Source organism: Aeromicrobium sp. Root344 (genome assembly GCF_001425755.1).
Lineage (GTDB): Bacteria > Actinomycetota > Actinomycetes > Propionibacteriales > Nocardioidaceae > Aeromicrobium.
Window position 1 is genome coordinate 907,541 of record NZ_LMDH01000001.1, and the last position, 14,134, is coordinate 921,674.

14 protein-coding genes are annotated in these 14,134 nt (G+C 69.4%); 6 read left to right on the forward strand and 8 right to left on the reverse strand.

The window, feature by feature from the left end:
- Positions 1-15: 15 nt before the first annotated feature.
- Together ASC61_RS04470 and ASC61_RS04475 are read right to left on the reverse strand one after the other, a co-directional pair.
- Complete coding sequence (locus tag ASC61_RS04470; protein WP_056209893.1) at positions 16-801, reverse strand: sugar phosphate isomerase/epimerase family protein; 786 nt, start codon at positions 799-801, stop codon at positions 16-18.
- 72 nt (positions 802-873) lie between these two features.
- Positions 874-1,785 carry a Ppx/GppA phosphatase family protein gene (locus ASC61_RS04475; protein ID WP_056209894.1) on the reverse strand — a complete coding sequence of 304 codons (912 nt, stop codon included), beginning with the start codon at positions 1,783-1,785 and terminating at the stop codon, positions 874-876.
- 65 nt (positions 1,786-1,850) lie between these two features.
- Between ASC61_RS04475 and ASC61_RS04480 the strand changes: the two genes are divergently transcribed.
- The 4 genes from ASC61_RS04480 to disA all read left to right on the forward strand — a co-directional run bounded on the left by ASC61_RS04480 (position 1,851) and on the right by disA (position 5,896).
- A complete protein-coding gene (locus ASC61_RS04480; protein ID WP_157439374.1) occupies positions 1,851-2,594 on the forward strand; it encodes a hypothetical protein in 744 nt (247 codons plus the stop codon).
- Positions 2,595-2,636: 42 nt separating this feature from the next.
- Positions 2,637-3,275 carry a VOC family protein gene (locus ASC61_RS04485; RefSeq protein WP_056209898.1) on the forward strand — a complete coding sequence of 213 codons (639 nt, stop codon included), beginning with the start codon at positions 2,637-2,639 and terminating at the stop codon, positions 3,273-3,275.
- Positions 3,276-3,377: 102 nt separating this feature from the next.
- Positions 3,378-4,754 carry a DNA repair protein RadA gene (gene radA, locus ASC61_RS04490; protein WP_056209899.1) on the forward strand — a complete coding sequence of 459 codons (1,377 nt, stop codon included), beginning with the start codon at positions 3,378-3,380 and terminating at the stop codon, positions 4,752-4,754.
- Positions 4,755-4,795: 41 nt separating this feature from the next.
- The gene (gene disA, locus ASC61_RS04495) at positions 4,796-5,896 is read left to right on the forward strand and encodes a DNA integrity scanning diadenylate cyclase DisA (RefSeq protein ID WP_056209901.1); all 1,101 of its coding nucleotides are present in this window, start codon (positions 4,796-4,798) and stop codon (positions 5,894-5,896) included.
- 6 nt (positions 5,897-5,902) lie between these two features.
- Here the strand turns inward: disA and ASC61_RS04500 are convergent, their stop codons facing one another.
- Positions 5,903-6,598: a hypothetical protein gene (locus ASC61_RS04500; protein WP_056209903.1), complete on the reverse strand. Its 696-nt coding sequence runs from the start codon at positions 6,596-6,598 to the stop codon at positions 5,903-5,905.
- An 80-nt stretch (positions 6,599-6,678) separates the two neighbouring features.
- Here ASC61_RS04500 and ASC61_RS04505 point away from each other — a divergent pair, with 80 nt between their 5' ends.
- Complete coding sequence (locus tag ASC61_RS04505) at positions 6,679-7,572, forward strand: A/G-specific adenine glycosylase (RefSeq protein ID WP_056209905.1); 894 nt, start codon at positions 6,679-6,681, stop codon at positions 7,570-7,572.
- Here the strand turns inward: ASC61_RS04505 and ASC61_RS04510 are convergent.
- Complete coding sequence (locus ASC61_RS04510) at positions 7,554-8,111, reverse strand: TetR/AcrR family transcriptional regulator (protein ID WP_235503484.1); 558 nt, start codon at positions 8,109-8,111, stop codon at positions 7,554-7,556. The two genes, ASC61_RS04505 and ASC61_RS04510, sit on opposite strands and share 19 nt — an antisense overlap.
- Before the next feature lie 68 nt (positions 8,112-8,179).
- Between ASC61_RS04510 and ASC61_RS04515 the strand changes: the two genes are divergently transcribed.
- The gene (locus ASC61_RS04515) at positions 8,180-8,506 is read left to right on the forward strand and encodes a DMT family transporter (protein WP_056209910.1); all 327 of its coding nucleotides are present in this window, start codon (positions 8,180-8,182) and stop codon (positions 8,504-8,506) included.
- Between the two features lie 57 nt (positions 8,507-8,563).
- On the opposite strand, the gene ASC61_RS04520 is transcribed toward ASC61_RS04515, so the two are convergent.
- The 4 genes from ASC61_RS04520 to panD form a co-directional block, all read right to left on the reverse strand.
- Positions 8,564-11,077, reverse strand: coding sequence for an ATP-dependent Clp protease ATP-binding subunit (locus ASC61_RS04520; RefSeq protein WP_056209912.1), 2,514 nt, complete (start codon positions 11,075-11,077; stop codon positions 8,564-8,566).
- A 235-nt stretch (positions 11,078-11,312) separates the two neighbouring features.
- The gene (lysS, locus tag ASC61_RS04525; RefSeq protein ID WP_056215308.1) at positions 11,313-12,770 is read right to left on the reverse strand and encodes a lysine--tRNA ligase; all 1,458 of its coding nucleotides are present in this window, start codon (positions 12,768-12,770) and stop codon (positions 11,313-11,315) included.
- Positions 12,771-12,915: 145 nt separating this feature from the next.
- The gene (locus ASC61_RS04530) at positions 12,916-13,695 is read right to left on the reverse strand and encodes a type III pantothenate kinase (protein WP_056209914.1); all 780 of its coding nucleotides are present in this window, start codon (positions 13,693-13,695) and stop codon (positions 12,916-12,918) included.
- A 4-nt stretch (positions 13,696-13,699) separates the two neighbouring features.
- The gene (gene panD / locus ASC61_RS04535; protein ID WP_056209916.1) at positions 13,700-14,134 is read right to left on the reverse strand and encodes an aspartate 1-decarboxylase; all 435 of its coding nucleotides are present in this window, start codon (positions 14,132-14,134) and stop codon (positions 13,700-13,702) included.

Here is a 14,134-nt window from a genome sequence, read left to right on the forward strand (position 1 = left end):
GCAGAATAGGCGCCCTCAGACAGTGGCATGGAGGCGGGTGAACGCCAGCGCCTCGAGGAGATCGGCTTCACGATCGCTCTGATCCTTGGCTTTGCGGGTGTTGATCTCCACGACGACCTCACCGTCATAGCCCGACGCCGCGACGAGCTCGAGGAACTCCCGGCACGGCTGGGTTCCTCGCCCGGGCACGAGGTGCTCGTCCTTGGCCGACCCGGAGCCGTCGGTCATGTGGATGTGGGCGAGGCGGCTGCCCAGCGCCTTGGCCATCTCGACCGGGTCCTCGCCCGCCGTCGAGCTGTGGGACAGGTCGACCGTCACGTGCGCGTAGTCGTGCAGCAGCGGGTCCCACCCGGGGGCGTACGCCTGGAACTCGCGCTTGCCGGTGCGCCACGGGTACATGTTCTCGACCGCGTACGTGACACCGTGCTGGGCCTCGAGGTCGGCGATCCCCTCGACGAACCCGCGAGCGTAGTCGCGCTGCCACCGGAACGGCGGGTGCACGACGATGACGGACGCACCGACCTCGTGCGCCATGTCGGCGCTGCGGTGGAGCTTGCCCCACGGGTCGCTCCCCCAGACCCGCTGCGTGACCAGCAGGCAGGGTGCATGGATCGACACGACGGGGATCTCGTGGAACGCGCTGAGGGCCTTGATCGCGGTGATGTCGGCGCTGACGTCGTCGATGCCGACCATGACCTCGACCCCGTCGTAGCCCAACCGGGCGGCCGACTCGAAACCGCTCGCCGTCGACCCCGGGTAGACCGAGGAGGTCGACAACGAGACGCGGATGGGATCAGGCACGAGTTCAAGGCTAGTGCGGCGGTCCAGCAGAAGGCGCGGGGATCGCTGTGAATCTCAGAAGTGCGCCGAGCCCTAGAGCCCGTCGAGGTGCTCCAGGAGGATGCCCTCGCGCAGCGCCCACGGGCAGATCTCCAGCTCCGTGAGGTCGAACAGGTCCATCGTGGCCTCGGCGACGAGCGCGCCGGCGCGCATCTGGTGCGCGCGGTCGGGCGACACTCCCGGCATACCGGCGATGTCCTCCGACGGCAGCGTCGCGAGCTGCTCGACGAGGTGCGAGAGGTCCGGCTTGCGGAGCACGCGGCGTACGTACTGGCCCTCGTGCGACGACGCCGCGCCGCAGATGCGGGCCAGCGAGCGGAACGTCTTGCTGGTCGCCACCGCTCGGTCGAACGACCCGCCGCGCAGGATCGCGCCCGCCTCGTCGGCGATCGTCGAGCGGACGTGCAGCCGCAGCTCAGCGTGCGTACGACCCGCGTCGAGCCACTCGCGGGTCAGCCGGCCGGCGCCGAGGGCCATCGACTGCGCGACGTCAGGGGTCTCGTCGGAGCCGGCGGCGATCTCGAGTGATCCGCCACCGATGTCGAAGACGCCGAGGCGCCCTGCGGACCAGCCGAACCAGCGGCGTACGGCCAGGAACGTCAGCCGGGCCTCGTCCTCGCCGCCGAGCACCTGGAGGTCGAGGCCGCTTGCCGAGTTGACCCGGCCGATCACGTCGTCGGCGTTGATCGCGTCGCGGACGGCCGAGGTCGCGAACGCGACGATCGTCGTGCAGCCCTTGTCCTCCGCCTCGGCACGGGCGTCCACGACGTACTTGGTCAACCGGGAGATGCCCTCCTCGGTCACGGCATTGTCGGCATCGAGGTGCTCGGCGAGGCGCAGCGGCTCCTTGTAGCTGTGGGCCGGGAGAGGTGGGCCGCCGCGGAAGGCGTCGACGACGAGCAGGTGGCCGGTGTTGGAGCCGATGTCGAGGACGCCCATGCGCATGTGTCCATCCTCTCACTGGCAGCAGGGCGGCGGCCGGTGCGCACCCGCGGACTAGCATGAGGGCGATGCCAGAAGTCGAGCTCGGATTCCCCCGTACGTACGTGGAGTTCGCCAATCCCACTGACCCGACCGAGGTCTTCCGCTGCGACCTGACGTGGCTCACCTCGCGGTGGACCTGCATCTTCGGCGCGGGCTGCCCCGGCATCTACGACACGAGCCCCGAAGCCGGCTGCTGCACCCTCGGCGCGCACTTCGCCGATGACGACGACGCGCAGCGCGTCGGTGCGATCGTCGACCAGCTGACCCCGGCCCACTGGGAGCGTCACGACGAGGGCCGCCGCAACGGCTGGACCGAGAAGGACGACGAGGGCGAGCTCAAGACCCGCGCGTTCGAGGGCGCCTGCATCTTCCACAACTCGCGAGGCTTCGAGGGCGGCTACGGGTGCGCGCTGCACGGCTACGCGCTGGAGCAGGACCTCAAGCCCCACACGACCAAGCCCGACGTGTGCTGGCAGCTGCCGCTGCGGCGCCAGTTCCGCGACGTCGACCGCGGCGACGGCACGACGTACACCGAGACGCAGATCGGCGAGTACACCCGCGCCGGCTGGGGGCCCGGCGGCGCCGACCTCGACTGGTACTGCTCCTCCAACACCGAGGCGCACGTCGGCCCGGAGCCGGTCTACGTCACCAACCGCGACGAGCTGACCGAGCTCATGGGTGAGGCCGGATACGCCGAGCTGGCCCGCTATTGCAGGGAGCATGAGGCCGGAGGCACCAATACACCACACCCGGCCGACCCCCACCGCTGACCCCCTGCACCACCCCGACCCGGCGTCAGGCAACAATGCCGTATGCACCTCGACCACGTCTCGTTCGCCGTCGGCCCCGACGGCCTCGCCGGTACGACCGCAGAGCTCGGCCGGCTGCTGAATGCCACGTTCATCGACGGCGGTGCCCACCCCCGGTTCGGCACGCGCAACATGATCCTGCCCCTCAAGAACCGCCAGTACCTCGAGGTCGTCGAAGTCCTCGACCACCCCGCCGCTGACAAGGCCGCGTTCGGCCAGGCGGTGCGCGCCCGCCGCGACGCCGGCGGCGGATGGCTCGGCTGGGTCGTGTCGGTCGACGACATCACCGAGGTCGAGCACCGCATGGGCCGGCACGCCGTGCCCGGCAACCGTCGCCGCCCCGACGGCTACAACCTCGAGTGGAAACAGATCGGCACGAGCGGCATGAAGGCCGATCCCCAGCTGCCGTTCGTCATCAAGTGGGAGAAGGACCCGGCCGAGCACCCCTCGCAGATGGCCGACTCCCAGATCGCGCTCACGGCGCTCGAGATCGCCGGTGACCCCAAGCGGTTGGCCGACTACCTCGGCGAGCCCGCGGTCGAGGCGCTCGAGGAGATCGAGGTCCGGTGGGTCGCACCGCACGGCACCCCCGGCATCCTCGCCGCCGAGTTCAGCACCCCGGACGGTGTCGTCCGGATCTGAGCCGTCGGCGAGAGCCGAAGGGCTCGGGCGACCCGAGGGCGAAGGAACCAGCTGTGGGCGTGGCGCTCCGGACTGTCGTACGGCGCGCCTAGGCTGACGGCCATGGCAGCCACCAAGACCGCCCGGCCCGCATACGTCTGTGCCGACTGCGGCTGGACGACCAGCAAGTGGGTCGGCCGCTGCGGCGAGTGCCAGGCGTGGGGCACGGTCGACGTCGCGGCTCCCGTACGCACTGGCCGCACGCAGGCCGCTCCCGTGGCGACCCCTGCCGTCCCGATCAGCCAGGTCACGATCGAGTCGGCCCGGTCCACGACGTCCGGCATCGGCGAGCTCGACCGCGTGCTGGGCGGTGGCGTCGTCCCCGGCGCCGTGCTGCTGCTCGCCGGCGAACCCGGGGTGGGCAAGTCGACCCTACTGCTCGAGGTCGCTGCGCGGTGGGCGCGAGCCGGCCGCCGTACGCTCTACGTCTCCGGCGAGGAGTCGGCCGCCCAGGTGCGCCTGAGGGCTGAGCGCACCGGCGCGGTCGACGACAACCTCTATCTCGCCGCCGAGACCGACCTCGGCGCCGTGCTGACCCACGTCGAGACGGTCAAGCCCGGACTCCTCATCGTCGACTCGGTCCAGACCATCGGCTCGGCCGACGTCGACGGTGTCCCCGGCGGAGTCACCCAGGTCCGCGAGGTCGCGTCCGCGGTCATCCAGCGGGCCAAGCGCGACAACATCGCCACGCTGCTCGTCGGCCACGTCACCAAGGACGGCTCGGTCGCCGGCCCGCGCGTGCTGGAGCACCTCGTCGACGTCGTGCTGCAGTTCGAGGGCGATCGCAGCTCTCGCCTGCGCCTGCTGCGCGCGGTCAAGAACCGCTTCGGGCCCGTGGACGAGATCGGCTGCTTCGACCTCGTCGACGACGGCATCGTCGAGGTCCCCGACCCGACCGGCCTGTTCGTGTCCCGCCACGAGCAGCCGGTCCCCGGCACCTGCGTGACGGTCACGATGGAGGGTCGCCGCCCGCTGCTCGCCGAGGTGCAGGCGCTGACGGTCAAGTCCTCAACCCCCTCTCCCAGGCGTACGTCCAGCGGGCTCGACTCCTCGCGGGTGGCGATGATCCTCGCCGTCCTCACCAAGCACTGCAGGATCAACCTCTCCGAGCTCGACGTCTACACCGCAACCGTCGGCGGCGCGCGACTCGTCGAGCCGTCGGTCGACCTCGCGCTCGCGATCGCCACCGTCTCGGCCCAGCGGGAGTCTGCCGTGCCGGCCAACCTCGTCGCGATCGGCGAGGTCGGGCTCGCCGGCGAGGTCCGCAAGGTCAGCAACCTGGTCGCGCGGCTGCGCGAGGCCGAGCGGATCGGGTTCCGACAAGCCGTCGTCCCGGCGGGGTCGGAGGGCCTCGACGGCATCCGCACGTCGATGACGATCATGGCGGTCAGCAACATCGAAGCGGCGATGGCCTGTCTCGATGTCACGGCACCCTACTGATGCCGCATACACTGTGTGCGACCTGAGTGAGGTGAGTGACCATGGCGTCAGCAGCAGAGCGTGCCGCGGCGGCAGCAGAGGCTTCCGCGCGCCTGCGCGCCACCCTGGCCACCGTCGCACCGGGCACGTCCCTTCGTGAGGGCCTCGAGCGCATCCTGAGGGGCCGCACCGGCGCCTTGGTCGTGGTGGGCCACGACCGCCAGATCGAGGCGATCTCGACGGGCGGCTTCGCGCTCGACGTGCCCTTCACCGCGACCGGCCTGCGCGAGCTGGCCAAGATGGACGGCGCGATCATCCTCGACCGCGACGCGACCCGCATCCTGATGGCCGGCGTGCACCTGATGCCGGACCCGTCGATCGTCACGCAGGAGACCGGCACGCGCCATCGCACCGCCGACCGCGTCGCCCGCCAGACGGGCGTCCCGGTCATCTCGGTCTCGGCGTCGATGCACATCATCGCGCTCTACCTCGAGGACCTGCGCCACGTGCTCGAGGAGACCGGCGCCGTGCTGGGTCGCGCCAACCAGGCTCTGCAGACCCTCGAGCGCTACCGCAACCGACTCGACGAGGTCTCGGACGCGCTGTCGGCCCTCGAGATCGAGGACCTCGTCACGGTCCGCGACGTGTCGGCCGTCGCCCAGCGGCTCGAGATGGTCAGCCGCATCGCCGGCGAGATCGACACCTACGTCCTGGAGCTCGGCACGGACGGCCGGCTCCTGGCCCTCCAGCTCGAGGAGCTCATCAGCGGCGTCGACGCCGAGCGCGAGCTGATCATCCGCGACTACATGCCCAGCGGGCGTCGCGGACGTACCCCCGAGGCCGTGCTCGCCGAGCTCGCCGCGATCGAGTCGACCGACCTCGTCGACCTCGGCTCGGTCGCCCGGGCCTTGCGCATCGGCACCGAGGAGACCCTCGACACCCCGCTGGCTCCGCGGGGCTATCGGCTGCTGGCCCGCATTCCCCGCCTGCCGATCACGGTCGTCGAGCGCCTCATCGAGCACTTCGGATCACTCCAGAAGCTCCTCGCGGCGAGCATCGAGGACCTCCAGACCGTCGAGGGCGTCGGCGACCTGCGGGCTCGCGGCGTCCGCGAGGGTCTGTCCCGCCTCGCCGAGTCGAGCATCCTCGAGCGCTACGTATGACCCAGCTCAGCCGTCGGCGGGCTTGGTCGTGTTCTTGGCCGACGGGGTCGGCTTCGTCGGCGTCGGCCTGGTGGTCGGCGTGACCTTGGGCTCGGGCTTGCGGAGCAGCGTGAACGACGTCTTGCCGGGCTCGCCGCCGAGCGTGCCGACCTGCACCGCGTACGTCCCCGGTGTCGCGTAACCCTCCTTGGGCGAGCACTTCGATCCCGAGCCGCGACCTGACCACGTGGCGGTGACGAGCGACGCCCACTGAGGCGACACCGCGACCGGATCGTCGAGCAGCGAGATCTTGCAGACCGTCGAGTCCCAGATCGCGGTCTTGTTGGCGCTGATGACCGCGACCATGTCTGCGTCGCCGGGGGTCAGGGTGCAGGCGGTCGACTCCGTCGAGCTCACCACAAGGCCGATCTTGACCGGCCCCTTCGTGAACTGGCCGGGCTCGACCGTCGGCGTGATCCGCACCTTCTCGGGATCGCACGCGCGACTCGCGCTCACGAGCGTGACGTCCACCAGTCCGTTGACGGGCGCGGTGACGGGTGGCGGAGCAGTCGTGGCGGCGGGGGTCTCGGCCTTCGGTTCGGCGTCCGGCTTGTCGTCCCCGCCGACGAACCGCATGGCCAGCCACACGAGGGCGATCACCGCGGCCAAGGCGAGCAGCCGACGACGCCAGTAGACCTCTGCAGGCAACCGTTGCTGGCTCACGGACCCACGCTATCCGCGCACCAGCCGCTCCGGCGTCCCGACGCGCCCTCACCTGGGCCGCGTGCGAGGATCGACGCGTCATGACGCGTCCCGCTCCGCTCCCCGTCGCCGACCTGGCGCAGCTGCACGACAAGCTCCTCGACTGGTTCGCGCGCACAGCCCGCGACCTGCCCTGGCGGCGGAACGCCTCACCGTGGGCGGTCATGGTCTCGGAGTTCATGCTGCAGCAGACCCCCGTGTCGCGCGTCCTGCCGGTGTACAAGGCGTGGGTGCAGCGCTGGCCGACCCCTGCGGCGCTCGCCGCGGAGTCACCCGGCGAGGCCGTACGCGCGTGGGGCCGCCTGGGCTATCCGCGCCGCGCCCTGCGTCTGCATGCCGCCGCGACAGCCATCGTCGACCGGCACGGTGGTGAGGTGCCGTCGTCACTCGAAGACCTGCTCGCCCTGCCCGGCGTCGGCGCGTACACCGCCGCTGCGGTCTCGTCGTTCGCGTTCGGTGGCCGCGAGGCCGTGCTCGACACCAATGTGCGGCGGGTGTTCGCCCGTGTCGTCAGGGGCGAGCAGTTCCCACCGGACTCGGTCACCAGCGCCGAACGGGACCTGGCCAGCGGACTGCTGCCCGTACGCGACGCACATCGGTGGGCAGCCGCCACGATGGAGCTCGGCGCGCTGATCTGCACGGCACGGTCACCGCGGTGCGATGCCTGCCCGGTGGCCGATCTGTGCCGGTGGCGGGCCGCAGGCTATCCGGCGTACGACGGACCGGTCCGCCGAGGCCAGGCGTGGCATGGCACGGATCGGCAGTGCCGCGGCCGGCTCATGGCGGTGCTTCGCGAGGCGCCCGGCCCGGTGCCGAAGTCAGCGCTCGACGCCGCGTGGGCCGACGCCGTGCAGCGCGAGCGCGCTCTCGACGGCCTGGTCGCCGACGGCCTGGTCGACCCTCTGCCCGACGACACCTACTCGCTACCCCGCTGAGAGCGGCCGAGAGCCGTGGCCAGGTCCTCGACGATCTGCCGGGATTCCGCCTCGTCGTCGAGCGGCCGGTCCAGGAGCACGCCGTTGAACGTCGCGTCGATCAAGCCGGCCAGTCGCGGCGCGTCGGCGGCAGCCACACCCGAGCGTTCGAGGTGCGTCGCCATCGCGGCCATCCAGACGGCATTCGACGCACGTATCGACGTGGCATAGGGCTCGCGGCCGAACAACCCGAGCGCAGCCGCCTCGACGTACATGCGCTGGCACCGCTGGACCTGTCCTTCGGTGTAGGTGGCCCACAGGTCGAGCACCGCGGCGCGAAGCGACGCTGAGGGCTGCATGGCATGGATGACAGCCTTGGAACGGTCATTGGACGCCTCGAGCACCGCGGCGACGAGCTCGTCCTTGGAGCCGAAGTGATAGATCAGCATGCGATCGCTGGTGCCCAGCTCAGCGGCCAGCGGTCGCAGGCTCAGCCCGATCAGCCCGTGGGCGAGGGCGTAGTCGGTGGCTGCCTCGGTGAGCTCGTCGCGCTTGTTCATCGACACCAAACGTAGCATCTGCTACAGTCACGCATGTAGCAAGTGCTACAGGAAGCCAAGGAAGAACCATGTTCGTCGCAGCAGCCCTGCTCGCTGTCGCCATCGCGACCGAGGTGTTCGCCACCGCCGCGCTCCCCCGCGCCGAAGGATTCACCAACCCCGGGTGGGCCGCGATCGTGGTCGGGGGCTACGCCCTGTCCATCTGGCTGCTGACCGTCGTGGTCAAGGAGATCCCGGTCTCGGTGACGTACGCGATCTGGGCCGGGCTCGGCACCGCCGCGATCGCGGTCGTCGGCGTCGTCTTCCTCGACGAGCCGGTCAGCCCGGCCAAGATCGCCGCGATCGCCCTGATCATCGCCGGGGTCGTGCTGCTCAACACCCAGACCTCACACTGATCCGCACACGACGAAGCCCCCGCAGCCAGGCTGCGGGGGCTTCGTGCGTACGGGGTGTTACTCGGCTGACGCCTCGACGGCCGGCGGCACGTCGGCCGGCATCTCGAGCGCCAGGTCGGCCTTGTTGCGACCCTCGAACGTGAAGACCGCTTCTGCGCCTTCGCCCTCGACGCCGACCAGCACGAGCTGACCGGGTCGAAGCTCGCCGTAGAGCAGCTTCTCGGCCATGACGTCCTCGATCTCGCGCTGCACCGTGCGACGCAGCGGACGAGCACCCAGCACCGGATCGAAGCCACGCTTGGACAGCAAGTCCTTGGCCTCCATCGTCAGCTCGATGTTCATGTCCTTCTCGGCAAGACGCTTCTCGAGCGAGTCGATCATCATGTCCACCATCTGCAGGATCTCGTCCTGCGTCAGCGGCGGGAAGACGATGATCTCGTCGACGCGGTTGAGGAACTCAGGCCGGAAGTGCTGCTTGAGCTCGATCGACACGCGCTCCTTCATCTTGTTGTAGGACCCCGCGGTGTCGCCGGCCTGGCTGAAGCCCAGGTTGACGCCCTTGGAGATCTCACGCGCACCGAGGTTGGTGGTCATGATGACGACGGCGTTCTTGAAGTTGACGACGCGGCCCTGACCATCGGTGAGGTGGCCCTCCTCGAGGATCTGCAACAGCGAGTTGAAGATGTCGGGGTGTGCCTTCTCGATCTCGTCGAACAGCACGACGGAGAACGGCTTGCGGCGCACCTTCTCGGTGAGCTGGCCACCCTCTTCGTAGCCGACGTAGCCCGGAGGCGAGCCGAACAGTCGCGAGACCGTGTGCTTCTCGCTGTACTCGGACATGTCGAGCTGGATGAGGGAGTCCTCGTCGCCGAACAGGAAGTTGGCCAGCGCCTTGGACAGCCACGTCTTGCCGACGCCCGAGGGTCCGGCGAAGATGAACGAGCCGCCGGGACGCTTGGGGTCCTTGAGACCCGCGCGCGTACGACGGATGGCCCGCGACAGCGCCTTGATGGCCTCGTCCTGGCCGATGACCCGCTTGTGGAGCTCTTCCTCCATGTTGAGCAGGCGGCTGGACTCCGCCTCGCTGAGCTGGCCGACGGGGATGCCGGTGGCCTTGGCGAGGACCTCGGCGATGAGGTTCTCGTCGACGACCGCGACGGTGTCGAGGTCGCCGGACTTCCAGGCCTTCTCGCGCTCGCCCTTGGCGTTGATGAGCTTCTTCTCCTCGTCGCGCAGGGAGGCGGCAGCCTCGAAGTCCTGTGCGTCGATGGCCCCTTCCTTGCGGCGGCGGACGTCGACGATCTTGTCGTCGAACTCCTTGAGCTCCGGCGGGGTCGCCATGCGGCGGATGCGCAGGCGGGCGCCGGCCTCGTCGATCAGGTCGATCGCCTTGTCGGGCAGGAACCGGTCGGAGACGTAGCGGTCGCCCATCGTCGCCGCGGCCACGAGGGCCTCGTCGGTGATGGAGACGCGGTGGTGCGCCTCGTAGCGGTCGCGCAGGCCCTTGAGGATCTCGACGGTGTCGAGCACGGACGGCTCGTCGACGAGGATCGGCTGGAAGCGACGGTTGAGCGCCGCGTCCTTCTCGAAGTGCTTGCGGTACTCGTCCAGCGTCGTCGCACCGATCGTCTGCAGCTCACCGCGGGCCAGCATCGGCTTGAGGATGCTGGCGGCGTCGATCGCGCCCTCGGCGGCACCCGCACCCACGAGGGTGTGGATCTCGTCGATGAACAAGATGATGTCGCCGCGGGTGCGGATCTCCTTGAGGACCTTCTTGAGGCGCTCCTCGAAGTCACCGCGGTAGCGCGAGCCGGCGACGAGCGCGCCGAGATCGAGCGTGTAGATCTGCTTGTCCTTGAGCGTCTCGGGCACGTCACCGCGGACGATGTCCTGGGCGAGGCTCTCGACGACGGCGGTCTTGCCGACGCCCGGCTCACCGACGAGCACCGGGTTGTTCTTGGTGCGTCGCGACAGCGTCTGCATGACGCGCTCGGCCTCGTCGTCCCGGCCGATGACCGGGTCGAGCTTGCCCTCGCGGGCGGCCTGCGTCAGGTTGCGGCCGAACTGGTCCAGCACGGCGGACGTGCTCGGAGCGGACTCGCTGGGCGCGCCGGCCTGCTCGGCCTCCTTGCCCTGGAAGCCGCTGACGAGCGTGATGACCTGCTGGCGTACGCGGTTGAGGTCGGCGCCCAGCTTGACGAGGACCTGGGCGGCGACGCCCTCGCCCTCGCGGATCAGGCCGAGCAGGATGTGCTCGGTGCCGATGTAGTTGTGGCCGAGCTGCAGCGCCTCACGGAGGCTGAGCTCGAGGACCTTCTTGGCGCGGGGCGTGAACGGGATGTGCCCGCTCGGAGCCTGCTGGCCCTGGCCGATGATGTCCTCGACCTGGCCGCGGACGGCTTCGAGTGAGATGTCGAGGCTCTCGAGAGCCTTGGCCGCAACGCCCTCACCTTCGTGGATGAGGCCGAGGAGGATGTGCTCCGTGCCGATGTAGTTGTGGCTGAGCATGCGTGCCTCTTCTTGGGCAAGCACGACCACGCGACGAGCACGGTCGGTGAATCTTTCGAACATGGCGTCCCCCTCTGCTGGACTATCAGTTCAGTTTAGTCGGGTATGGAAATCTGCACGCATCGATGTCCATATGTGTAACCCAACCTTCACCGGGGACCCGGTGTTCCGGAGTTCGCTGTCGGCAGAACCGGCTCGGCGGTGGTGGTTTACCAAGAGGTCACGGCGAACTGCCACCTCGCAGGGCGCGCACACCTTGAGGAGTGGCACCTTGCCATGACCTCTTGGTAAACCGCGACTACTCGGCGCGGGACAGCGGGAACAGGATGGCCTCGCGGATGCCGATGCCCTGCAGCAGCATCACGAGCCGGTCGACGCCGAGTCCCATGCCGCCGGCCGGAGGCATGCCGAACTCGAGCGCGCGCAGGAAGTCCTCGTCGACGTCCATCGCCTCGGGATCTCCTGCCGCGGCGAGTCGCGACTGCTCCTCGAGCCGCTCGCGCTGGATGACCGGGTCGTTGAGCTCGGAGTAGGCCGGAGCCAGCTCGACCCCGTTGATGATGAGGTCCCACGCCTCGACCAGGCCGGGCTTGGTGCGGTGCTTCTTGGCGAGCGGGCGAACGGCCTCGGGGTAGTCGCGGACGAACGTCGGCTGGATCAGCGTGTGCTCGACGAGCTTCTCGTAGAGCTCAAGCACGATGTCACCGGCGACCCAGTGCGGCTGAAGGGCGACCTCGTGCTTGGCGGCGAGCGCCTTGAGGTCGTCGGCCGACGTGTCGTTGTCGACCGTCGTGCCGGTCGCGTCCGACACGAGCTCGTGGATCGTGGCGTGCCTCCACTCGCCCTCGAGGTCGATCTGCGAGCCGTCACGACCCGGGACCACGGTCTTGCCGATCGCCCGCGCGGCGTTGACCACCAGGTCGCGCGTGAGCTCGGCCATCGTGTCGTACGAGCCGTAGGCCTCATAGGCCTCGAGCATCATGAACTCGGGGTTGTGGGTGTTGTCGACACCTTCGTTGCGGAACGTCTTGCCGATCTCGTAGACCCGGTCGACACCGCCGACGAGCGCCCGCTTGAGGTCGAGCTCGATCGCGATGCGCAGCAGCATGTCCTCGTCGAACGCGTTGGTGTGCGTCGCGAACGGCCTGGCCGCAGCGCCACCGTTGGTGTGCTGCAGGACCGGGGTGTCGACCTCGATGAACTCGTGCGCGTCGAGCGTCGCCCGGAGCGACTGCAGGACCTTGGCCTTGACGCGTACGTTCTCCCGCGCCTCGGGCCGCACGATCAGGTCGACGTAGCGCATGCGGCTGCGGGCCTCGTCGGACAGAGGGTTGTGCTCGTTGGGCAGCGGACGGACCGTCTTGGCGGCGATCTGCCACGAGCTCGCCATGACGGAGAGCTCGCCGCGCTTGCTGGTGATGACTTCGCCCGTGACCGCGAGGTGGTCGCCGATGTCGACCGTCGACTTGAACGCCGAGAGCTGGTCCTCGCCGACACCGTCGAGCGAGATCATGGCCTGCAGCGGCGTGCCGTCGCCCTCACGAAGCGCGACGAACACGAGCTTGCCGGTGCCGCGCACGAAGATGACCCGGCCCGCGACGGTGACGATGTCACCGGTCTGCGTGTCAGGACCGAGCGCCTCTGCGTCGTACGTGTCGACGATCTGCTTGAGCGTGTGGGTGCGGCCGACGACGACCGGATAGGGCTCGACACCGCGGTCGATCAGCTGCTGGCGCTTGTCCAACCGCACGCGCATCTGCTCGGGGAGGTCGTCCTCGGGGACAGGGGTGCTGGTCGCGTCGCTCACGAGGGTCGATCCTATCGGTGCTGGTGGTGACGGAAGAATCGGGTTTTGTCCGGCTTTGGGCGGACAAAACCCGAGTCGTTCGTCACCACCAGCGTCACTCGTGGTTCTTCTCGTGGATCAGGCGGAGGCCTGTGAGGGTCAGCCAGGGGTCGCGGGTCGTGATGGTGGCGCAGTGGTCGACGACGGCTTCGGGGTAGGAGCCGGTGGCGATGACCGTGACATGGTCGGGATCGGCGTCGAGGGACTCGATGATGCGGGTGACGAGACCGTCGACGAGCCCGGCGAAGCCGTAGACGATGCCGGACTGCAGGGCCTCGACAGTGTTCTTGCCGATCACGTCGCGCGGCAGGGCGAGCTCGACGCTGCGGAGCTGGGCGCCGCGGCGGGCCAGTGCCTCGAGGGAGAGCTCGACGCCGGGGGCGATGGCACCGCCGATGTAGCGGTTGGACTCGTCGACGACGTCGAAGATCGTCGCGGTGCCGTTGAGGTCGACCACGATCGCGGGGCCGCCGTAGAGCTCGGCGGCGGCGAGGGCGTTGACGATGCGGTCGGCGCCGACCTCACGAGGGTTGTCGGTGTGGATCGGCACTCCGGTCTTGACGCCGGGCCCGACGATCGCGACGGGGAGGTCGGTCCAGTAGCGCTCCTGCATCGACCGGAGCTCGACGAGGATCGCCGGCACCGTGCAGCACAGCGCCACGGCGCTGATGTGCGAGATGCCCTCCTGGTCGACCAGGCCCATCAGCAGCATGTACCACTCGTCGGACGTACGCCGCTCGTCCGACGAGACCTGCCAGTGCGCGATCAGCTCGTCGTCGTCGAACGCGCCGATCGTCGTGTGGCTGTTGCTGACGTCCAGACAGAGCAGCGTCATGTCATCACCGCGAGGCCACGAGCGGGTTGTCGATGACGTCTCCGCGTACGAGGCCCGAACCGGCCAGCACCTCGGCCGGGTCGCTGCCGGTGCCGACGACGCGGTTGTCGGCGCCGACGAACACGACGCTGGGCTCGAACGTACGCGCCTCGGCGTCGTCCATCTGCGCGTACGCGATGAGGATCACGAGGTCGCCGGGGTGCACGAGGTGGGCGGCCGCACCGTTGATGCCGATCACGCCGCTGCCGCGCTCGCCGGCGATCGTGTAGGTCTCGAGCCGTGCACCGTTGTCGATGTCGACGATGTGGACGAGCTCACCGGGCAGCAGGTCCGCGGCGTCGAGCAGGTCCTGGTCGACCGTCACCGAGCCGACGTAGTGCAGGTCGGCCTGCGTCACCGTGGCGCGGTGGATCTTGGACTTCATCATGGTGCGGATCAA